This window comes from Motilimonas eburnea, from assembly GCF_021295345.1.
Taxonomy (GTDB): Bacteria; Pseudomonadota; Gammaproteobacteria; order Enterobacterales; family CBDFNC01; genus Motilimonas; species Motilimonas eburnea.
On sequence record NZ_JAIMJB010000001.1, the window covers coordinates 353,373 to 374,500 of the forward strand.

Sequence of the window (21,128 nt, forward strand, 5' to 3'; positions counted from 1 at the left end):
TGATGATGACTTATACTAACCAAATGACTCAAGCCAGCAATTTTTTAGCGCAACAAGGCGACACCTGGCGTGCGATTAACCCGGAATACGTAGTGAGAATGCGGTTGCAAAATCGCTTTAAAACGGGGCTTGATATTGCCCAATACACGGCGGATATCATGCGCCGTGATATGGCGAAATATGACCAAGATGCTGCTCAGTACACGCAGTCATTAGGTTGTTGGCACGGCTTTATTGGCCAGCAAAAAATGATCTCGGTGAAAAAACATTTCGGCAGCACCAAGGGCCGTTACTTGTATCTTTCAGGCTGGATGGTGGCGGCGATGCGATCTGAGTTTGGTCCTCTCCCAGACCAATCTATGCATGAAAAAACGTCGGTTCCAGCGTTAATCGAAGAGCTATACACCTTTTTGAAACAGGCCGATGCCCGTGAGCTCAATCATCTGTTTAAAGAGCTTGATGCGGCCCGAGATGAAGGAGATCAAGTCAAAGAGCGAGCAGCGCAAAAACGCATTGATGATTTTGAAACTCATGTCGTGCCTATCATTGCAGACATCGATGCTGGCTTTGGTAATGAAGAAGCCACTTATCTACTCGCTAAGAAAATGATAGAAGCGGGGGCTTGCTGTATTCAAATTGAGAATCAGGTATCCGATGCCAAGCAATGTGGTCACCAAGACGGTAAAGTAACGGTACCTCATGAAGATTTTCTCGCCAAGATCAATGCAGTGCGCTACGCCTTTATGGAGTTAGGTATCGAAAATGGCATTATCGTTGCGCGTACCGATTCGCTGGGGGCAGGCCTAACACAAAAAATCCCTGTATCTCAATATCCTGGCGATTTAGCTGAGCAATACAATGCCTACATTGATGGCGAAGAAGTCACCGATGTGAGCTCCCTAGATTCGGGTGATATGGTACTGCGTCAAGGCGATAAGCTGATTAAACCAACACGTTTGGCCAATGGTTTAGTTAAATTTAAAGCCAATACCGGTGAAGATCGCGTCGTGCTCGATTGTATTACTTCGTTGCAAAATGGCGCTGATTTACTTTGGATTGAAACCGAAAAACCCCATGTGCAGCAAATCGCAGGTATGGTGAATCGGATCCGAGAAGTGGTGCCCAATGCGAAACTGGTCTATAACAATAGCCCATCATTTAACTGGACCTTAAACTTCAGACAGCAAGTGTTCGATGCTTGGCAACAAGAGGGGCGCGATGTCAGTGAGTATCATCGTGAAAACTTGATGAGTCAGCAGTATGATGGTTCAGAGTTAGCGCAAGTCGCCGATGAAAAAATCAGAAGCTTCCAGCGTGATGCATCGCAGCAAGCAGGCATTTTCCATCATTTGATAACCCTACCGACTTACCACACGGCAGCCTTGTCCACCGACAACCTCGCTAAAGATTATTTTGGTGACCTAGGTATGCTGGCGTATGTGGCGGGTGTGCAACGCCAAGAAATTCGACAAAGTTTAGCTTCGGTTAAACACCAGGATATGTCGGGATCAAATATTGGTGATGATCACAAAGAGTATTTCTCTGGTAATCAAGCGTTGAAAGCCTCGGGTGAAAACAACACCATGAACCAATTCTCTTAAGGTTCAAGCCCTGTGGCCTAATTCAGCACATCTCATTGATGGGTTAGGCCAGCTCAACGCAGTTTTTACCTTTTAGTTTTGAGCGATACAGGGCACTGTCTGCCATCTTGATCAATAATTCTAAACTTTCCCCCTGCGTTTGAGACGCGATCCCAAAGCTGGCACTGATACTCCTCGCCTGATTGCAGCAGCATTGATTGATGTTGACGCGCAAGGTTTCAGCTATCTGTTTGGCTTGCTTGAGGTGAGTATTAGGCAGGTATATTAAAAACTCTTCTCCGCCCCAGCGAGCGGCTATGTCTTGCTCACGGCATTGTTCCATGACGACATTACTTAAACAAATCAGCACTTCATCCCCAAACTGGTGGCCATATTGGTCATTGATTTGTTTAAAGTCATCGATATCAAATAAGATCAGGGAATAAGGCACGGGCCTGTGATTCACCTGAGAAATTAAATAACGACGATTAAACAACCCCGTCAAGGAGTCTGTTTCAGCCAAGGCTTTAAGCTGGGCATTTTTCTCCATCAAGGTGCGCTGTAACGTGACAATGCGTGAATGGGTTGCCACTCTGGCGAGTACCTCTAGGGCTTCAAAGGGTTTGCTGATGTAGTCCACGCCGCCTGCTCGAAAGGCCGTTATTTTGTCGGTTAGCTCATTGAGGGCACTTAAAAAGATCACTGGAATATCTTTGGTTTCGGGCTGCTCTTTTAGGTGGCGGCAGACATCATAGCCATTCATGCCCGGCATCATAATGTCGAGTAGGATCAACGAGGGCGGCTTTTTGTCGCACAACATCAATGCTGTTTTGCCGTCGGCCGCCCCTCGTACTTGATACCCTTCGTCTTTAAGTAACTTACTCAGCAAACGAATGTTTTCAACGGTATCGTCAACAATCAAAATATCGGATGTCATTCGTTAACATGCTCTCCTTGAGTAACAGGGTCTGTTTGGTGCGTTAAAATGCGCGTGATTTCTGCAAAATTATAGCTGTCAACGAGCCCTTGAAGGTGGTCTTTTAGTGGCGGTGGCATCACATTTTGGCACAATAGCTCGCTCAGGTGCTCTTGATCGCCCTGCTGCGCGGTTTCAACTAATTGCGCTGATAGCGCAAGATCAAGCTCATGAGTCAGTGCAACGAGATCATGACTCAAGGTGGCAGGGGCGACATCAGGTAAAGGTTGGTCCTTGTTATAACTAAATTCTAATGTTAGGTGCTGTTTTAAGCATTGGAAAAGTTGATTAGGGCGATAAGGCTTGCAAATAAAATCGTCCATGCCGGCCAATAACATCTCGTGCTTTTCATCTTTAAAGACGCTGGCTGTCAGGGCGATAATTTTGACTTTCTTGCCCCCATTTGTGCTTAAACGACGAATTTTCTTGGTCGCTTCTAGGCCATCGAGGACGGGCATGCGACGATCCATGAAAATAAGATCGGGCTGCCAGTGTTGGTAAAGCTCCACGGCTTGTTCACCATTCATGGCTAATTTGGTCTGAAAGCCTGCTCCATCAAGTATTTTTAAAATAAGCTCTTGGTTGAAGGTTTCATCTTCTGCAACCAGTACCTTAATACCGGCATTTTGCGGATGTAATTGGATGCCCTTACTTAATAATTCTATGTCTTGGCTAGCTTTATCAGCCATGGCGATGGGCAGGGTGAGACAAAAATCAGTGCCAACACCCAGCTCACTGTTCACCTTGATGGTGCCTTTCATTAGCTCGACAAATTGTTTTGTAATACTTAAGCCTAACCCCGTTCCCTTAGCTGGCGATGACTGCTCAAGTTGTTCAAAGGGTAAAAAGATACGCTCTAGGTCTGTATTGGGAATTCCGCATCCTGTATCACTGACCAAAAGGCTTAATTCGCACTCATCGTTTGCCTGAACAGGGCAATCTATGGTCAGCGTCACCTGGCCTTGATTGGTAAATTTAATGGCATTACCCAGTAGGTTTAACAAGATTTGCCTGAGCTTAACGCCATCGGCAATAATAAATTGCGGAAGTTCGGCAGAATAGGTGACTTTTAAACTGATGTTCTTTTCTTTGGCTCGAATCAAAAGTAAGTTATATAAATCATCAATTAATTCATGAAAATTAACTACTTGTGGTTCAATTTGATAATGGCCGGCCTCTATTTTCGACATGTCTAACACATCATTAATCAATGCCAGTAAGTGTTCACCTGACTGGTTTATAATATTGATATAGTTAAGGTTTTCATCACTTAGGCCGGTTGAATCTTGCATCACCTTAGAAAAGCCAAGCACGGCATTGAGGGGCGTTCTGAGTTCATGGCTCATATTGGCCAAAAACGTGGATTTAGCCCGGTTGGCCACTTCTGCCTGATCTTTGGCTTTAGCCAGATGTTGTTGTAATTTTTTTATGTTATCGATGTCAAGGTGAATACCATTCATCCGCGTGGGCTTGCCTTGGTCATCTCTGTCGGACACCTTACCTAGGTCGAGGATCCAACGCCACTGCCCATCACCACACCGCATCCTAAATTCAGCTTCGTAGGTGTCGGTTTCGCCATCTAGATGCGCTTGGATCTTGGCGACTGCTTGGTCCAAATCATCCGGATGCACCATCTCAGACCAACGCTCCAAACCATTAACGACTTCTGAAAACAGCTCATTGGTGTCAAACATCACACTGGGCGGGTATTTTTTCTGCGTAGCCCAAGTTTGGTTGGCAATAATCCGGCCTTGCTGCGGATAAAAGTCCCAAATGCCGATATTGGCGCCCTTTGCTGCAAACTCTAGCCTGTCTATATCCAATCGAGCTTGTGCCAGCTGTTGGCGTTCAGGGCTGTGGCAGCTGGTTTCGACACATTGTAAGAATAGATAATCCGAATCAGGTAATCGGGTAAAATACAAATCCAGACAGAGGGTGCTTTGTTTGTATGTCACCGCTAGCGCTAAGGCAGCCTGGGGGGCTTGTGATAGATGTTCATTGATGGCTTGTTGATGTTGCCAACCGAGGACTTCCATCAGCGGCGTTTGGCCTGGCGAAATATTTTCGAGGCCAAATAACTGAGCAAAGGCCAAGTTGCTTGTGTTGAGGTTTAATTGGGGATCTAACAAAGCACTGGCCAAGGGTAAATAGGCCAGTGAACTTGTCAATGATTCCGTTACTGATGAATTAGGTACATCACGTCTTTCCATTACAAAGTGTTCTTCTTAAGTAATGCAAACAAATTAAATTGTTTAAAACCCTGCTGATTTGCCGGAAAGCCATCAATAGCTAAATAAAAGTCTCCGCTTTTAGGGTAGGCGATCAAACTCCATAGATTGGCAACGCCAGCAGAAAAAGACTGCTTCGGTGTGGTAAATGTCTCTTCTGGATAATATGCACTAATAGTAGCGAGAATATTATTGGTATAAGAGGGGACGCCTTGCTCCCGGGTTAATTGGGTAAAAGGATCAAATCGGTCACTCATGATCTTCATCGCGTTGTCTGGGGTAATTTGACCGAAGTATTCATGAAGCAGGGACTGATAACGTTCAAATCGACTGGGAGCCGGTACAATAAAGTTATAGGGCTGACGTAATTGCTCAAGGTAAGCCGGAATGTTATCAATGGGTCCGAGTGCGTAAACTTGTTGTTGATCCAGTGCGTAATTATAGCCTGAGTAGCCCATATAACCGGGGTAGCAAATGGAATGGTTGGTTTGCCATAAACAACTGGTATCCACCATGGGATAACGTACCGTGGTGATTTTGGCTGAGGCTTCTATCACGGCCGCAGTGCGATTATTGGCATCGGCGCAGTGATAGGCAATGCCGGTGCGTCTTGGGTTATCACGAAAAGTATCCAGCGCTTGCTCTAAGTTGGTAGCGTTGAGCAGCGCCAAGCGAGTCAACACCCCCAAACCATAGCCCCTCATGGTTTCATCGATGGAAGCATCGTATTGCGTCATCACACTGATGCCTGCCGTATTGAACCCGCCATCAAAGCCAACCATACCGGGGAAACACAAAAAGAGGTGCGGTTGACCTTGCTCTGGCGCGCTAATAAAAATATAGCGGTTATCCAATTGCCCAGGCAGGTTGAGGTTATCTTCATTTTTACAAAAGATAAGCTCCCCATCACCCCCTGCGGTTTCATCCCATGCTGAGAAGCTGCTACAACCAGCCCCCGTTAACACACGGGTGCCTGCACCATGAGCGGGGTAGTGGCCTTTGCTTGTCTCATCAAACACATTCCAATAATGCGGGTGGGCATAAATACACCACTGGTCATACATGGTATTCCAGGTTTGAATTTGCTCAAGGCTAATATCAAAGCCGGCGGCTTGGGCACCGTCGGCGATTCCCTTCATTTCTTCCAATAAGCACGAGGGGACATACTCTTGAGCCACTTTCGCCCCTTCTGCGAAGGCAAGCTCGGCTTTGTCCCAATCATGTTGCAATGTTTTGGCGATAACCGCGATTGCAGCAGGCTGGGTTTGTTGGATCATGGTGTTAATTTGCTCTGCTAGCAAATAACCATGCTGGAAACCCATTTCATAATGTGAGCCTTTCATGATCAGCGTTTTAACGCCTTGTTCTACTGTTAAACTGCCTTTGCTTAAGATTGATTCATGCATGGGGAAGCCGCGCTGTAGTTGAAGATAATGTTAAGCTAGTTTGACAAGTTTGTGATGTCAATGGTTATGATTGGATAGCAAGAGCTGGCGCATTTTTTGTTTTGTGGAAAGCGATTAAAGCTATGAAATAGGGCAGTGACGCACACGAAAAAGACTCAATGTTACTTTTGGTGTTGGTGAACGCTACCTATTAAGAAAAACTAACAAAAAACTAGGCAAAAAAATGCCGGCGATCGCCGGCACTTGTGTTTTATCCAACGAAGGGTCGTGGATAGATATCGAGATGGACTAAGCCGAGTCGATTAAAGCGTAACTACGTTAGCTGCTTGTGGGCCTTTTTGGCCTTGCTCTAGGTCAAAAGAAACTTTTTGACCTTCGGCTAAAGTTTTGAAGCCTTCAGAAGCGATAGCGCGGAAATGTACGAATACATCAGAACCGCCGTTATCTTGAGTGATAAAACCGAAACCTTTGTCTTCGTTAAACCATTTTACAGTACCAGTAGATTTAGACATGTGTGTCTCCTAACTTTTCAATATTAATTCGCAGTTTGCGTTGTAGTAGCCAGAAAAGAATTATTTATTTGTTGCAAAAACGATGTAAGGAAAGACTTCATGACACTAGCTGTTGAACAGATGGAACGAAGGTTTCTAAAGCATAACATTGTAGTATTACATATAAACAAAGGTCTGTCTGACAGCCCACGGCCATACTAACACAGCGCTTAACAAAGTAAACCTATTTAATTTATCCCTTCTTTACCTTCAAGCCACATCCCCAGTTTCATCTATACTTGTATGGTCACTTGTTGTTTGGAGTAAGTGAATGAAAACGAAATACTTGTTGATTTTAGGGTTTTGCATTTGTACCACGTGTTTTGCCACAGGCCAAACAACCTTACTCGTGGCAACGGATGAGTGGCCACCCTTTAGAATAGCCGATCCCAATGGCTTTACCGGTTTAGACATTCAACTGTTAGCTGCGTTAAGTGAAAAAACGGGGATCCAGTTTCAAGTGAAGCGGTATCCTTGGGCGAGAGCCTTAAGTCATATGGAAATTGGTCAGGTTGACATGATGGTAGGGCTGGCTAAGACGCCTGCCCGAGCTCAGTATATTCATTACCTACAGCCGAGTTATTACGATTGTAACCCCGCTTTCTATACCACCAAAGACATACATAAGCCGATAAAAAACTATCAAGATCTTTATTATTATCGCATTGGCTATGTGCGAGATTCTGCCTATTTTGAACCATTTGATTCCGATAAAGAGCTGCTTAAACACAGTGTCCCAACGGAAATCCAGCTGCTAAAAATGGCGCAAAAAGGCCACATTGAAGTCTTCATAGGCACCGATTGTCAGGTTGAATATGAAATCTCACGACGAGGCTTATGGTTGAGTTTGGCACGGGCACCTTATCGACCACAACATCAGGTCTCTTTGTATATTGGCTTCTCAAAAAAATCGCCCAAGCTCACCTTTGCTCCCCAAGTCGAGAATGCATTGGTCGAGTTATTACAAAGCGAAGAGTTTGAACAAATTAAACGTCAGTACTTTGCACCGAGTGATTAGGTCTATTTCCCTCTATTAGCACAATGGAGGCAGAACGCGAATTTAAATTTAAAATTTGCAATCAAGGTAGCGGTTTATTAAATCGCCTTTTGCCTTCATCACGCCTTTTGCTTTTGTAGTCGATTTCATTTTTTCCTTAGGGATATACTGTGCCAACAGGGCTCTCTCGGTTATTCAAATAACCAAAGTGGTGAGGTTAAGTGTGGGACGTTACTCGATATTATTTATTTTATTGGCACTGACCGTGTTGGTAGATTCCCTAGCTTGGGTGTTTTTTCGCAATGATATCAATGCTCTACATCTTTTAGCTTATTCAGCCATTGTAAACTTATTGCTCTTGGCTTATTTTCACTTCAAAGAGTTAGGCCAAAAAATTCAGCGTATCAGCCAGCGAAATAGCGAGTTAACAAAACAAAACCGGCTACTAAATATTGACGTTGCCGCCCTTGCTGACAAAACCCAAAAATACCAAACCTTACTCGATAGTCTACCTGATCTTGCTTGGGTAAAAGATCCCCAAGGCCGCTTCCTGACGGTGAATGCCCAGTTTGAACAAGCTTTTGGCGTGAATTATGAAACCTTGATTGGAAAAACCGATTTTGACTTGTCACACCGTGCTGACGCCGAGCAATATCGCCAAGATGATTTACATGTCATGGAGACAGGTCAACAGCTTAGGCAAGAATTTCTTGCTACCGCCGTTGATGGCTCTCAAGCTTGGATTGAGTTAATTAAAGTGCCAGTGGTTAAAGCGGGCAAGGTGGTAGGGACGGCAGGCACGGCGCGTGATATTAGCGAGCGTAAAAAAGCCCAAGAGAAACTGGCCCATTTGGCGCACTTTGACTCGTTAACCGGATTAGCCAATCGCTACTCCCTAGAGCAGGATCTCAATCGATTATTGGCGCAGGAGCCAGCTTATTTATTGGTGGCCTTTCTCGACATGGATAACTTTAAATTAATCAATGATTCCATGGGCCATGCTGCCGGAGATAAAGCCCTCAGGGTGACCGCTGAGCGATTGCAACAAGCAGCGCCTGCTAACACGCAAGTGTATCGCCTCAGCGGTGATGAATTTGTGCTGGTGGCAGGCGATTTGGTTGAACAGGAGCAAATTGAAAAGTGGGCACAGAAAATCATGGATTCAGTGTGCCAACGCTGCGAGATCGAATCATTTGAGTTTGATTTAGCCGTCACCATGGGGATCAGCCTATACCCTCATCATGGCAGTGAATGTTGGGAATTAGTTAAAAATGCCGACATTGCCATGTATCAGGCGAAATTAGCGGGTAGGAAACGCTATCAAATCTTTTCGGAGCAATTTGCAGGCTTAGCGTTAAAGCAGCTGTCTATGGACAAGCGTTTGCGCCTTGCACTAGAGCAAGAGCAGCTGTTTTTACGTTATCAACCTATGGTGGATGGGGCGAGCGGCGCCATGGTGGGAATGGAAGCGCTGATCCGCTGGCAAGATCCGGAGCGCGGTGAAATAGGCCCTGCGGAATTTATTCCATTTGCTGAGCAGTCGGGGTTGATTTCGGAGGTTGGGAAATATGTCCTGAAAGCCGCCCTCAAACAACAAGCGCATTGGCATCAGGCGGGATTACAATGTGTCCCGGTTTCCATTAACGTGTCAGGATTACAATTTCATCAACATGACTTGGTAAAAGACATAGGTCAAACCATCCATGAATCGGGTGTGCCAGGCGAATTAATCGAGTTGGAGTTAACCGAAAGCATTTTGATGAAAGATGAAATCAAACTGAATAATACACTGCATGCTCTACGCCAATTAGGTCTGAGTTTAAGTGTGGATGATTTTGGTACTGGCTATTCTAACCTCGCCTATCTATCGCGTTTTCCCATCAGTAAGCTCAAGATAGATCGCTCTTTTGTTGACCACATCGATCAACAATCAGATCAACAAATCATTACTAAAGCCATCGTTGAGTTGGCAAAAAACCTAGGTTTAAATTTAGTGGCAGAAGGTGTTGAACGCGAAGCTGAATTAACCCATTTATTGGCGCTGGGGTGTGACACTATTCAAGGGTACTATTTTGCAAAACCACTGCTCGCTAAAGAAGTGGTTGCCTTATTAGAGCAAGCCACGCCTTTTGCACCGAGATCCACTGCAGCCAACCCTCAAATGTAAGTCAAAAAGCATATATCAGCACTTTTTAGAATAAATTATTACATTGACTTAGTCTTTTATAATTTTTAGCATTATCCACCCTGTTTTTGCGGGGAGATTAGACCTTACGACTTAATACGATATTATTACCAGTAATAATATCTCTATTTTCTTGATTCATGCACTCAGGACCCGCTTATCACTATGATCCATTTGCAAAATCTGAATAAGACCTTTCACTCGGGGGCAAAGCAGGTCAAAGCCCTGCAAGAGGTTAGTTTACATATTGAGGCCGGTCAGATATTTGGCGTCATCGGCGCATCGGGGGCGGGGAAAAGTACCTTGATTCGCTGTGTTAACTTGCTCGAGCGGCCAGATTCAGGCCAAGTTGTGTTGGATGGTGTGGATTTAACCTTATTAGCAAAATCTGAGTTGGCCCAGGCGCGCAGTAAAATTGGCATGATTTTTCAGCATTTTAACCTGCTATCATCACGCACGGTTGCCGCAAATATTGCTTTACCCCTTGAGCTAGCAGGTGAAAGTAAAGCCAGTATCAAGCAGCGCGTTGCCGAATTACTGCCCTTGGTTGGCTTAGCCGATAAAGCGAATGTGTATCCTGCCCAGCTTAGTGGTGGGCAAAAGCAGCGCGTGGCGATTGCCAGAGCCCTTGCGACCTCGCCTAAGGTGCTACTTTGTGATGAAGCAACATCGGCGTTGGATCCGGAAACGACCAAGTCGATTTTAAGTCTGCTTAAAGACATCAATCAAAAACTGAACATTACTATTTTATTGATCACTCACGAGATGGAAGTGATTAAAAGTATTTGTGATCAAGTGGCGATTATTGATGGTGGCCAATTAATTGAACAAAACAGTGTGGCTGAGTTTTTCTCTCATCCAAAAACCGAGTTGGCTAAACGCTTCATTGCTGCCACCATCCATATTGAAATTCCCCATGACTATCAAGCTCGATTGCATCCCGACATCAGGCCAGATACTTACCCCTTGGTCCGTTTAGGCTTTTCTGGTGCCAGTGTTGACGCCCCCTTAATCTCTGAGATGAGCCGTCAGTACAATGTCGACATTAGTATATTGAGTGCCAATATGGATTATGCCGGTGGCGTAAAATTTGGCTACATGTTAGCAGAGTTATTTGGTCAGCCCGACCAAACGCAACAGGCCATTCAGTTTTTAGTTGAGCACCATATCAGTGTGGAGGTTTTAGGTTATGTCTGATGCCATGATAGATTTACTGATCCAAGCTTTTGGAGAAACTCTCATGATGGTCGGCTTATCGGGGTTGATCAGCTGTTTATTAGGCCTGCCATTAGGAGTGCTACTTCATAACACCAAAGCCGGCGAACTATGGGCTAATCCCGCGTTAAATCATGTTCTTGGGATCGTAGTGAACATTGGTCGTTCGGTGCCCTTCATTATTTTATTGGTCGCCATCATTCCTTTGACGCGTTTGATCGTGGGCAGCTCCATCGGTACTTTAGCGGCCACGGTGCCACTCACTATTGCTGCTATTCCTTTTGTGGCTAGGCTGGTGGAAGGTGCTTTGATGGAAGTTCCAGACGGATTAGTCGAAGCCGCCAATGCCATGGGAGCGAGTCCCCTGCAAATCATCTGTAAGGTGTGCTTACCCGAAGCCTTGCCGGGCATCATTAATAGTATCACCATCACCTTAGTGACATTAGTCAACTATTCAGCCATGGCTGGCGCGGTAGGTGGAGGCGGTTTAGGTGATGTGGGCATACGATACGGGTTCCATCGTTTCGAGCCGCAAATTCTCATTATTACTGTGGTAGTGCTCATTGCATTGGTGCAGTTAATTCAAATGCTAGGGGATTACCTAGTTAATAAAGTCGATCACCGTTAATTTAATAAGTGGAAATCAAAATGAAATTATCTTTAAAACAATGCCTTGGTGCTATTTCTGCGGTATTTTTAGTGGCTGCTTGTAGTGATAAACCAGCGCCAGAGCAAACTCAATCTGAGCCCAAAGCGCAAGTTGAAACTATCAAAGTGGGCGCCATTGCAGGCGCTGAAGCGCAACTTGTTGAGGTGGCAGCCACTGTGGCGAAGGAGAAATTTAACCTTAACGTGGAAGTGGTGACCTTTACCGATTATGTGACGCCTAACATTGCCCTGTCAGATGGCAGCATCGATGCCAATGCGTTTCAACACCAACCTTACCTAGATACCATGGTAAAAGATCGTGGCTTTAAAATCGTTAACGTAGCCAATACCTTTGTTTACCCCATTGCGGCTTACTCGAAGAAAATTAAAGATATTAGTGAGCTAGAACAAGGCGCTAGTATTGCGATCCCAAATGATCCAACCAACCAAGGGCGCTCGTTAATTTTATTAGCAAAACAAGGCTTGTTCACACTCAAAGAAGATGCGGGCCTAAACGCAAGCATTATGGACGTGGTTGACAATCCAAAAGGCTTTAAATTTGTTGAGCTAGAAGCGGCGCAACTACCGCGTTCACTGGATGATGTAGCGTTGGCGGTGATCAACACCACTTATGCTTCTTCAATCGATTTATTACCTACCCGTGATGGATTATTTGTTGAAGACAAAGATTCACCGTATGTGAACATCATTGCAACACGCGAAGACAATAAAGACGCACAACAAGTCGCGCAATTTATTCAATCTTTCCAATCAGAGCAGGTATACCAAGCAGCCCAAGAGCTGTTTAAAGGCAGTGTCGTAAAAGGCTGGTAAGCGAGCACTTGAATTGCCCTAAAAAGTAAAACAGCCACCCAAGTCGCGGTGGCTTTTTTATGTTCAGAAGACCTAAGCGACAGGCTTCAATAAGAGGTTATCGTTCTGCCATGGCCATAATGGCTTGCCACTCTTGCTCCGTCACAGGTTGCACCGATAACCTACCTTGTTTCAATAACACCATCTCGGCCAATGCCGGATTGGCTTTAATCCTAGCTAAGCTGATTTCTCGCTTAAAGCTCGTTTGATGCTTAATATCAACACAAAACCAGCGCGGGGTTTCAAAGCTGGCTTTGGGGTCAAAGTATTTGCTGTTTTCATCAAATTGCGCAGGATCAGGGTAGGCTGCGCGCACTATTTCCGCCGTGCCTACTATGCCTATGTGTTTACATTGGCTGTGATAAAACAAAACGTGATCGCCCAGGCTCACTTGATCGCGTAAAAAGTTCCTCGCCTGATAGTTGCGAATGCCGTCCCACTTGGCTGTTTGCTCGGGTGCCGTTGCCAAATCTCGAATGCTGTAATCATCAGGCTCTGATTTAAATAACCAGTACTTCATGGATGAGTTCCTATTCGTTAAATTCAGTCCAGATAGGTGCATGATCCGAGGGCTTTTCGATACCGCGCAGCTCATAATCAATCCCCGCATTGATGGCTTTTGCGGCTAATGATGGGGTTGCTAAAATCACATCAATACGCAGGCCGCGGTTATCATCAAAGCCTTTAGAACGGTAATCAAACCAGCTGAATTGATCGGTTACATCTGGGTGTAGTTGGCGAAACGTATCCTCTAAGCCCCAATCGGTTAGGCGTTTAAGCCATTCACGCTCTTCGGGTTGAAAGCTACATTTGCCCGTTTTTAACCAACGTTTGGCATTGGCTTCGCCGATACCTATGTCTTGATCCGTGGGGGATATATTGATGTCACCCATGACGATAAGTTGTTCGTCAGGGTGATGCTCGGTCTCAAGATAGTGTTGTAAATCTTTATAAAACTGACGCTTATAGGGAAATTTGGTTTCATGGTTAATGTTATCCCCTTGGGGAAAGTAACCGTTCAGGATACGCACTGGCTGGCCTTGCTGATCGGCTACCGTGACCATGATCATCCGACGCTGGGCATCGTCAGTATCCGTAGCAAAGCCTTTTTGTACCGCTAAAGGTGGCTGTTTACATAACATGGCGACGCCGTAGTGGGCTTTCTGGCCATGGAAATAAACATGGTAGCCTAGGGCCTCAACATCGGCGAGGGGAAAGGCTTCATCATGGACTTTAATTTCTTGAAGGCCAATCACATCAGGCTGATGCTTTTCGATCAGCGCTGCCAACTGATGTAAGCGGGCGCGCAGGCCATTAATATTAAACGATACTACCTTCATTGTGTGCCCCTTGGTAAAAATCAAAGAGGCACATACTAGAGCAGCCGTTTTTATTATTCAATATACCCAATCAACTTGAAGGCGCTCTGAAATCAAGCATATCTAAGTTGATTAGGTATACATCTTAAACGGATGGCTCTGAGACCAGTTTGTTCTCCTTTTTATGCTGCTGGCTAACATACACACCAAGAAAAATCAGTGCAATGGCAGCGCCTTGCACTAAGGTAATGGTCTCACCTAGCAGTAGTACGGCCAGCAACAAGGCAAACACCGGGGTTAAATTAGAGAATGCGGCGACCTTGAGGACACTGATCTTTGAAATCGAGTAGTTATACAAGCCATAAGCTCCCAAGGTAACAAAGGCGCCGAGGTAAAAAATACTGAGTAACCCCGCGGTATTGTGCTCCGTTGGAAAAGGCGTCAGGGCCGCTTGAGGAGCGAAAAATAAACTGCCGCTGATGCCTTGTAAAGCAATCAAGGTTAAAGGGGAGTAGCGAGTGCAGAGTTTTTTCACACATAAGGTGTAAACGGCAGCAAAAAACAGCGCAATGATTTCTAAGGTGTTACCAAGCAGAGGATTAGGCGCGTGCTCGGACGTTTCTGAAACGAGGGACAGTAAAATACTGCCGCCAATACATAAGGTAAAACCCAGTGCGATGGTTGAGCTACAACGTTCCTTTAGCACAAACCAGGCAAGCAACGCGACAAAAATAGGCAGGCAAGAAACTAACACACCGGCTTGTGCCGCCGAGGTATATTGCATGGCTTGACCTTCAAACCAAAAGTAGAGGCAGGGCTCCGCTGCGCTCATGAGCAGTAGCAGTTTCCAATCGCCAGCTTGGTAGCTAAAGCGGCGTACCCAGCGCCACAAAAATAAGCAACAAATTAGGGTGGTGGACATGCGTAAAAACATAACCCACTCAGGAGGATAGAAAAGGATGGCCTGTTTAAGGGCAATGTATGAACTGCCCCAGATAATCATGGCGATTGTCAGGCAAAGGCTTGCTGGCATGTAAATTAGTCCGTTAATTTATCTTTGTATTGAATATTTTTTGGCTAATCTACCTAGTTTTTATGCTTTTATCTAGTTTGATGTTGTGTATTTGTAAAGTATTTATCGTGTCATCTTCTTCACAAATACCACCACGAACAAGGCAAGGGTAAAACTGCCCGTAAAGGCTTCGATCGCGGCCATGCCACGCGACAAACCGACGGGGGTAAAGTCGCCATAGCCCAAGGTGGTAAAGGTTACCACGCTGTAATATAGGCATTCTAAAAAGGCGATACCATTGGTGAGTAAATCGGCTTGATGATCAAAGGCGACAATGTCACCCGCAAAGCTGATGCCAAAGAAAAAATAAAAGATGGCGCTGGCGATGATCAGCAAGAGGGAGAAGAGCACCACGCGAATGGGCTCTTCACCGTAGCCACAGAATAAATCCACGGTTTTGGAAAATAAGCGAGAGAAAGAAAATAACGGCATTTGATAGCGACGCATGGTCAGCTCTCGCTGCAAAAACGGGCCAGCTAAAGAAAATAAACCTTGCAGCTCACTGGCTTTGCGCAAATCCCGGTATATCTCTTCGGCTTGTTCATAGTTGTCTAACATGGCTTCCATGTCGTGGCGTTTTTTGGCTTGCTCTGCGCGTTTTTCTTGCAGTAACGTCTGACCTACCTTGATGTTATCTATTTTAGCTTTTAACAGCTTGACTCCAAGCAAGTTGCAGTCGCCAAGGTGTACGCAATGGAGATTGGCGCCGGTGAGGTCGGCCTTCATTAAGCTACCTTTGCACAAGGATGCATTAAACAGATGTGCGCCGCGTAGGTTAGCGCGATAAAAGTCACTGCCACTGAGATCATAGCCGGTTTTGGCTTTCGGCTTAACCAGATTAACCCCTTCAAGGTTGGCTCGTTGCAATGCTAGGCCATGTAACATGCCGCCATCTTTGGCATATTGTTCCAGGCGTTTAGGTATGTCATCGCCGGATTTATCTGCGTCAGGATCGTGCCAAAAGCACAAACCGTGGGGGCCAGCTTTTTGCTCACACCTTGCTCCTAGGTGGTCATGATAGGTACAGCAAGTATGTTGGGCTGAGGAATTACTACTCGATGCCATTTCTCATCCTTACAAGCCAACTCACAGTTAGTATAGGCCAGTTATTAGCCCTTGCCACAGCCCTTGGCACAGCCCTTGGCACAACCCTTGTCTCAGTCGTCGAGCATTAAGCTGACTCGTATTACGTTCGATTTTTTAGGATTAACGTTGCTAAAAAGCCTACTTGTTTTCGATTAATTGTAAATTAAGATAAAGAAAAACAGTGAAGAGGGTAACAACATGGGCTTATTAGTAGACGGACAGTGGCATGACAAATGGTATGACACCGGTAAAACGAAAGGGGAGTTTAAGCGCGAACTAAGCCAGTTTCGCCACCTTATAGAGCCCAACAGTTCTGAAGGCTTTACCCCTGATTCGGGTCGCTATCACCTTTATGTTTCGTTAGCTTGCCCTTGGGCTCATCGCACCCTAATTTTTCGCCAGTTAAAAGGCTTAGCGCCCCATATATCCGTGTCTGTAGTTAGCCCGGATATGCTCTCCCATGGCTGGGAGTTTGACCCTGAGCAGGGGCTAGAAGACGATCTTTACCACAGCCAATACTTGTATCAAATATATCAAAAAGCCGATCCTCACTACACGGGTCGGGTGACGGTACCTATTTTATGGGACAAACAAACTCAGCGCATCGTGAATAATGAATCGGCTGAAATTATCCGGATATTTAATAGCGCCTTCAATGAGTTAACTAATAATGAACGGGATTACTATCCACGCCCATTAAGGGATAAAATAGACGCTATTAATGCACCGATTTATGACAATGTGAACAACGGCGTTTACCGCTGCGGCTTCGCGACCACTCAAGCTGCCTATGAGTCGGCATTTAAAGCACTGTTTGCAGAACTGGATAAATTAGAGCAGCACCTTTCTTGCCACCGGTATCTGTTGGGCGATCAGTTAACCGAAGCGGATTGGCGGTTATTTACAACCTTAGTGCGTTTTGATGCGGTTTACGTCGGGCATTTTAAATGCAATCAAGCGCGTATTGTTGACTACCCCCATCTTCAAGGTTATCTCAAAGAGCTGTATCAAATGCCAGGGGTGGCTGAAACGGTGAATATGGATCACATCAAGCGTCATTACTATTTCAGTCACACCATGATAAATCCGACTCAAGTGGTGCCTGTTGGGCCGGCATTAGACTTGGATTCACCTCATCATCGTGAGCAAATTACAGCTTAAGGGCCATTTGGCTATTTACGTTTACTGGTTTTGGCGACGGCTTGATGAAAGTCGTCTTTAAGGGATAGAAAGCGTTCTCGGTGGCTGGCTGAGAGCGGCATACCTTCAAGACTGCCGATGCAAGCCTCACATTCGTCAGTGTACTTACGTGCTTGCTTGTTATCTAACAATAACAATTTGATGGTTGCTTGCAGCTTGTTGATGGCCGCCCCTGAGTTCATCGGCGCTTTTTTCAATGCGCGATCAAAGTAACCGCGGGCCGTTTCATAGTCTTCATGCTCGTAAGCTTGCTTACCCGCTTTATTTAAGTCATTAAAAGTGGTGAGCGCTTCTTTCATTTCACCTTGGGTCACGGCTGTTAAGGTTTTGCTCGTGACTTCATCGACGACATCACGTTTTGATAAGGTGTCGGCCATCAGCTCCGCGTATTCGTATTCACCTATCCCTACTAAAGCCAGCATGGACTCCGCCAAGATAGGGGTTGAAGCGTCATCGTGTTGCTCCAAGATAGGCTCAATGGCATGTAGTAAGGTGCGCTTTGCTTTGAGCATCTCGCCTTTGGCCTCATGAACGCGGGCATGACAGATGCTTTCATACATATCAAAATCGAAGTCTTCTTGGCGACCTTCTTCGTGACGCCCTTTAAACAGGGCGGAATGCACATCTTGCAAAATCCGGTTACGGCGATGGATATCATCGGTGTGCTTCGCCGCTTCTAAGATACTGCGAATATAATTAGCAAGGTGCTCGATGGCGGGATAAAACGAATTTCTCGAGAGCTGAAGGATCGCGCCAAAGCTATCTTTCGCCATCTCATACTCGTGGGCATCGGTGGCGAGACGGGCTAATAAGCGATGACGTTCGACACTGTGGTAAGCCAGTTCTGCAGCGCGTGTTACTATGCTCAAAGCTTTTTCGGCGTTGCCTTTTCCCTCATAGGCTCGGCCTAGCCATTCATAAGCATCAATCAATAATGAATTGGATTTAATGACTTTTTCTAACGTGGTGATCGCCTTATCATGCTCACCTTGCAGAAAATAGACTTTACCTAAGGTGATACAAGCCCAAGTAAACTCGCGTTGCTCAACGATTTTTTCCAGAAGTACCTGAGCTGAATCATAGCGTTCGGTACGGATCAGCATTTCAGCCATTAGGTTGCGACAGTAGTTTTTATATCGCGTATCTTCTTTGAGTTTGCGTCGGCATAACGCCGCGACCTGATCATATTTTTGATCCCGCAATGCAGTGAATATGTCGATTAACTCACTTTTCTTGCGAAAACAGCGTTGGATACGCGTGTCGAGCTGGTGGCCAGAAAAAGGCTTCATTAAATAATCATCGGGCTCAAGCTCAAGGGCGGTCAGCACCATAGACCGAGAGTTATCGCCGGTGACGATGATGAAAATAGACTCAACACTCACTAAATTATTGCGTTTCAAATACTCTAATAACTGCCGCCCATTTCTTCCCGTACCTAAATTGTAATCAACCAACAAAAGGTCAAATGGCACTTCGCGACACAGCTTCACCGCCGCCTCTGCGTTATCTGCAAAATAGACTGCAGTGCAACCTAAATTGGCCAACATGGCTTTGAGCATCACTTGAAAGGCGCGTTGATCATCAACGATCAACACCTTCTTGCTGTGGTAACGGTAAAGTTCTTGTTCCAAACAGGTTTCCTAAAGGCTAACTCAATCTTAGTGAGTAAATTAAAGGGCCATATCTCCGCTCATCTGATCCCTGACATGGATGGCGCCGATTGTTGATGGCTGCTCAACAAGGATATTGTAGTCAAAGGATAATCAACAAGCGACCATGACAGGTACATTGCCACAGGGATTATAGGAAGATGCAAAAAAATGTTCATGTTTTTTAGCTTCACGCCGATAAAAACAATAACACCAACCAAAAGCAGTGTGCAGCTTAATGATTTCAGGCCAAATACGCGAACTTTTACTCACCGATGAATTGCAGCTGGGCAATACCCTTAACCAAGCAGTGCATCAAGGTCATCGAGCGCAGTTTTCACTGCTGCTGAGTATGCTTTGCGCCGATGTGCCTGAGTGGCCGCAGTTTGCCTTGGTCGATAAACCCTTGATGAAAAAGGCCGATGCGGATTTTCGTCGTGAATTTGGCTTGCCTAAACCTATCCCATTAAGAGGCGTGGGCATCAGTGCTGAGCGCGCTAAAGCATACAGCGAACTCACCAATCAAGGCCTTACCAGTTCGGTCAGATTAATGGAATTACTTGAGCCGAAACCCCTTTGCCAACCCGATAGCACAGGCGGCCTAGGTCAAGAAGTGCTAGACAACATCAGCCTGAAAAAACGCCTGCAATGGATGGAGCAACTAGATAAGGCCGTGCCTAAACCCGTTAAATACGATCAAGTAAGCATGAATCAAGTGATTGAAGGCTTTGATTACAGCAAAGAGCTCAAGCTGCACAGATTGGATATGGTGGCTTAAGGCCCTTAGCGTTTCACAAAGGGCCCAATACAAACCGGCTTATCTAAACACCACGGTTTTATTGCCGTACACAAACACTTTCTCATCTAATACCAAAGACAGTGCACGCGTTAGCACGAGTTTTTCAACGTCTTTACCTGCTTTAGCCATGTCTTGGGCGCTAAAGGTGTGATCTACGTGGATCACGTCTTGGGTGATGATCGGGCCTTCGTCTAAATCGTTATTCACAAAGTGCGACGTGGCACCAATGATTTTTACACCGCGATCAAAGGCTTGCTTATAAGGGCTGGCGCCAATAAAGGCGGGCAAGAAGCTGTGGTGAATGTTAATGATTTTATTCGGGTAGTGAGCCACAAATTCTGGTGTCAAGATGCGCATGTATTTGGCCAGTACCACATAATTTGGGTCGTATTGGTTGATAAGCTCGATCACTTTCGCTTCGTGCTCTGGGCGAGTTAAGCCTTCATGGCTGACGGTGTGATACGGAATATCAAACTTGCTGACCAAATCTTCTAATGCATCATAGTTACCAATGACCGCTGCAATCTCTACGTCCATGCCGCCGTAGGCTTGCTTCATTAGGATATCGCCTAACGCATGGGCTTCCTTGGTGACCATGATAACGATGCGTTTACGCCCAGCTTGCACTAGGTTGCGATTGGCACCAGTAGGCAAGGCTGAATCGATATCGGCAAGGAAGGTGGCATCATTAAAATGGCCCTCTAATTCGGTGCGCATAAAGAAGCGGCCAAAGTCGTTATCAACAAACTCATTGTTTTTAATGATGTTTAGCTGGTGCTTGTAACAGATGTTGGTAATTTGCGCGATCAGGCCTTTTTGGTCTTGGCAATCGGTTAATAGTATTTTGCGTTCCATTTGGGTGCTCTTAATTATTTGCCACAACAGGCTTTAAACTTTTTCTTACTCATGCAGGGGCAAGCTTGATTGCGACCCGGCAGTACGGATTTTCGTTGAGGATTAAACGTACCGTCTTGATACACCCACTGACCTTGATAGCGAGTAAAGTTCGACTTTTCATGATGGTATTGCAGTTCACCTTGGTGCATAAACCAAGCAACAAATTCTACCGTGCCTTGCTGATCATCCGGACCGCCAAAGCTTGCTAAGATATCTAAGCTGCGCCAATCGGTTTCTTTACCCGATTGAGCCAGCGCTTGCGGCGTTAAATCATCACGAAAGTCAGGGTGCCAAGTGTTAAATAGATAATCACCCAACTGTTCAATATAGGCGCTAAAACGTGAGCGCATTAAGGCTTCACAAGTCGGTGCAGTTTTGTGTCCGAGGTGAAACGGTTGACAACATTGTTGGTAGGGTAATGGATTACCGCAGTGGCACAGTGACATT

19 protein-coding genes are annotated in these 21,128 nt (G+C 45.6%); 8 read left to right on the forward strand and 11 right to left on the reverse strand.

The annotated features are described in order from the left end of the window. Positions 1-2: 2 nt before the first annotated feature. A complete protein-coding gene (locus tag K6Y21_RS01700; RefSeq protein ID WP_233070007.1) occupies positions 3-1,601 on the forward strand; it encodes an isocitrate lyase in 1,599 nt (532 codons plus the stop codon). 43 nt (positions 1,602-1,644) lie between these two features. On the opposite strand, the gene K6Y21_RS01705 is transcribed toward K6Y21_RS01700, so the two are convergent. The 4 genes from K6Y21_RS01705 to cspE form a co-directional block, all read right to left on the reverse strand. Further along, positions 1,645-2,517, reverse strand: coding sequence for a diguanylate cyclase (locus tag K6Y21_RS01705; protein WP_233069935.1), 873 nt, complete (start codon positions 2,515-2,517; stop codon positions 1,645-1,647). After that, complete coding sequence (locus K6Y21_RS01710; protein ID WP_233069936.1) at positions 2,514-4,766, reverse strand: PAS domain-containing hybrid sensor histidine kinase/response regulator; 2,253 nt, start codon at positions 4,764-4,766, stop codon at positions 2,514-2,516. The genes K6Y21_RS01705 and K6Y21_RS01710 overlap by 4 nt, the downstream gene beginning before the upstream one ends. Beyond that, on the reverse strand, positions 4,766-6,190 hold the full coding sequence (locus tag K6Y21_RS01715) for a C45 family autoproteolytic acyltransferase/hydrolase (protein WP_233069937.1): 1,425 nt from the start codon (positions 6,188-6,190) through the stop codon (positions 4,766-4,768). The genes K6Y21_RS01710 and K6Y21_RS01715 overlap by 1 nt, the downstream gene beginning before the upstream one ends. Before the next feature lie 302 nt (positions 6,191-6,492). Next, positions 6,493-6,702 carry a transcription antiterminator/RNA stability regulator CspE gene (gene cspE, locus K6Y21_RS01720; protein WP_233069938.1) on the reverse strand — a complete coding sequence of 70 codons (210 nt, stop codon included), beginning with the start codon at positions 6,700-6,702 and terminating at the stop codon, positions 6,493-6,495. Between the two features lie 310 nt (positions 6,703-7,012). Here cspE and K6Y21_RS01725 point away from each other — a divergent pair, with 310 nt between their 5' ends. The 5 genes from K6Y21_RS01725 to metQ all read left to right on the forward strand — a co-directional run bounded on the left by K6Y21_RS01725 (position 7,013) and on the right by metQ (position 12,620). Continuing rightward, positions 7,013-7,759, forward strand: coding sequence for a substrate-binding periplasmic protein (locus tag K6Y21_RS01725; protein ID WP_233069939.1), 747 nt, complete (start codon positions 7,013-7,015; stop codon positions 7,757-7,759). A 202-nt stretch (positions 7,760-7,961) separates the two neighbouring features. Beyond that, positions 7,962-9,905: a putative bifunctional diguanylate cyclase/phosphodiesterase gene (locus K6Y21_RS01730; RefSeq protein WP_233069940.1), complete on the forward strand. Its 1,944-nt coding sequence runs from the start codon at positions 7,962-7,964 to the stop codon at positions 9,903-9,905. A 183-nt stretch (positions 9,906-10,088) separates the two neighbouring features. Then, on the forward strand, positions 10,089-11,120 hold the full coding sequence (metN, locus tag K6Y21_RS01735) for a methionine ABC transporter ATP-binding protein MetN (protein WP_233069941.1): 1,032 nt from the start codon (positions 10,089-10,091) through the stop codon (positions 11,118-11,120). Beyond that, positions 11,113-11,766: a methionine ABC transporter permease gene (locus K6Y21_RS01740; RefSeq protein WP_233069942.1), complete on the forward strand. Its 654-nt coding sequence runs from the start codon at positions 11,113-11,115 to the stop codon at positions 11,764-11,766. Before metN ends, K6Y21_RS01740 begins: the two co-directional genes overlap by 8 nt. A 20-nt stretch (positions 11,767-11,786) precedes the next feature. Next, positions 11,787-12,620: a methionine ABC transporter substrate-binding lipoprotein MetQ gene (gene metQ, locus K6Y21_RS01745; protein ID WP_233069943.1), complete on the forward strand. Its 834-nt coding sequence runs from the start codon at positions 11,787-11,789 to the stop codon at positions 12,618-12,620. A gap of 97 nt (positions 12,621-12,717) precedes the next feature. Here the strand turns inward: metQ and K6Y21_RS01750 are convergent, their stop codons facing one another. The 4 genes from K6Y21_RS01750 to K6Y21_RS01765 all read right to left on the reverse strand — a co-directional run bounded on the left by K6Y21_RS01750 (position 12,718) and on the right by K6Y21_RS01765 (position 16,115). Continuing rightward, positions 12,718-13,179, reverse strand: coding sequence for an EVE domain-containing protein (locus K6Y21_RS01750; RefSeq protein WP_233069944.1), 462 nt, complete (start codon positions 13,177-13,179; stop codon positions 12,718-12,720). A 10-nt stretch (positions 13,180-13,189) separates the two neighbouring features. Then, positions 13,190-13,999: an exodeoxyribonuclease III gene (gene xthA / locus K6Y21_RS01755; RefSeq protein ID WP_233069945.1), complete on the reverse strand. Its 810-nt coding sequence runs from the start codon at positions 13,997-13,999 to the stop codon at positions 13,190-13,192. Between the two features lie 124 nt (positions 14,000-14,123). After that, on the reverse strand, positions 14,124-15,011 hold the full coding sequence (locus K6Y21_RS01760; RefSeq protein WP_233069946.1) for a DMT family transporter: 888 nt from the start codon (positions 15,009-15,011) through the stop codon (positions 14,124-14,126). A gap of 102 nt (positions 15,012-15,113) precedes the next feature. Then, positions 15,114-16,115 (reverse strand): ion channel, encoded by a 1,002-nt coding sequence (locus K6Y21_RS01765; protein ID WP_233069947.1) that lies wholly within the window; start codon positions 16,113-16,115, stop codon positions 15,114-15,116. Between the two features lie 219 nt (positions 16,116-16,334). Between K6Y21_RS01765 and K6Y21_RS01770 the strand changes: the two genes are divergently transcribed. Further along, positions 16,335-17,297: a glutathione S-transferase family protein gene (locus K6Y21_RS01770; RefSeq protein WP_233069948.1), complete on the forward strand. Its 963-nt coding sequence runs from the start codon at positions 16,335-16,337 to the stop codon at positions 17,295-17,297. 11 nt (positions 17,298-17,308) lie between these two features. On the opposite strand, the gene K6Y21_RS01775 is transcribed toward K6Y21_RS01770, so the two are convergent. Beyond that, complete coding sequence (locus tag K6Y21_RS01775) at positions 17,309-18,967, reverse strand: response regulator (RefSeq protein WP_233069949.1); 1,659 nt, start codon at positions 18,965-18,967, stop codon at positions 17,309-17,311. Positions 18,968-19,223: 256 nt separating this feature from the next. Here K6Y21_RS01775 and K6Y21_RS01780 point away from each other — a divergent pair, with 256 nt between their 5' ends. Continuing rightward, a complete protein-coding gene (locus K6Y21_RS01780; protein ID WP_233069950.1) occupies positions 19,224-19,763 on the forward strand; it encodes a VC2046/SO_2500 family protein in 540 nt (179 codons plus the stop codon). A gap of 39 nt (positions 19,764-19,802) precedes the next feature. Here K6Y21_RS01780 and purU read toward each other — a convergent pair whose 3' ends face one another. Next, positions 19,803-20,639, reverse strand: coding sequence for a formyltetrahydrofolate deformylase (gene purU / locus K6Y21_RS01785; RefSeq protein WP_233069951.1), 837 nt, complete (start codon positions 20,637-20,639; stop codon positions 19,803-19,805). 14 nt (positions 20,640-20,653) lie between these two features. Further along, positions 20,654-21,127 (reverse strand): YchJ family protein, encoded by a 474-nt coding sequence (locus K6Y21_RS01790; protein ID WP_233069952.1) that lies wholly within the window; start codon positions 21,125-21,127, stop codon positions 20,654-20,656. Position 21,128: the final 1 nt, after the last annotated feature.

Coding starts and splice junctions, on each gene's coding strand:
- K6Y21_RS01700 (WP_233070007.1), top strand. CDS start 3: ATGATGACTTATACTAACCAAATGACTCAAGCCAGCAATTTTTTAGCG.
- K6Y21_RS01705 (WP_233069935.1), bottom strand. CDS start 2,517: ATGACATCCGATATTTTGATTGTTGACGATACCGTTGAAAACATTCGT.
- K6Y21_RS01710 (WP_233069936.1), bottom strand. CDS start 4,766: ATGGAAAGACGTGATGTACCTAATTCATCAGTAACGGAATCATTGACA.
- K6Y21_RS01715 (WP_233069937.1), bottom strand. CDS start 6,190: ATGCATGAATCAATCTTAAGCAAAGGCAGTTTAACAGTAGAACAAGGC.
- cspE (WP_233069938.1), bottom strand. CDS start 6,702: ATGTCTAAATCTACTGGTACTGTAAAATGGTTTAACGAAGACAAAGGT.
- K6Y21_RS01725 (WP_233069939.1), top strand. CDS start 7,013: ATGAAAACGAAATACTTGTTGATTTTAGGGTTTTGCATTTGTACCACG.
- metN (WP_233069941.1), top strand. CDS start 10,089: ATGATCCATTTGCAAAATCTGAATAAGACCTTTCACTCGGGGGCAAAG.
- K6Y21_RS01740 (WP_233069942.1), top strand. CDS start 11,113: ATGTCTGATGCCATGATAGATTTACTGATCCAAGCTTTTGGAGAAACT.
- metQ (WP_233069943.1), top strand. CDS start 11,787: ATGAAATTATCTTTAAAACAATGCCTTGGTGCTATTTCTGCGGTATTT.
- K6Y21_RS01750 (WP_233069944.1), bottom strand. CDS start 13,179: ATGAAGTACTGGTTATTTAAATCAGAGCCTGATGATTACAGCATTCGA.
- xthA (WP_233069945.1), bottom strand. CDS start 13,999: ATGAAGGTAGTATCGTTTAATATTAATGGCCTGCGCGCCCGCTTACAT.
- K6Y21_RS01760 (WP_233069946.1), bottom strand. CDS start 15,011: ATGCCAGCAAGCCTTTGCCTGACAATCGCCATGATTATCTGGGGCAGT.
- K6Y21_RS01765 (WP_233069947.1), bottom strand. CDS start 16,115: ATGGCATCGAGTAGTAATTCCTCAGCCCAACATACTTGCTGTACCTAT.
- K6Y21_RS01770 (WP_233069948.1), top strand. CDS start 16,335: ATGGGCTTATTAGTAGACGGACAGTGGCATGACAAATGGTATGACACC.
- K6Y21_RS01780 (WP_233069950.1), top strand. CDS start 19,224: ATGATTTCAGGCCAAATACGCGAACTTTTACTCACCGATGAATTGCAG.
- purU (WP_233069951.1), bottom strand. CDS start 20,639: ATGGAACGCAAAATACTATTAACCGATTGCCAAGACCAAAAAGGCCTG.
- K6Y21_RS01790 (WP_233069952.1), bottom strand. CDS start 21,127: ATGTCACTGTGCCACTGCGGTAATCCATTACCCTACCAACAATGTTGT.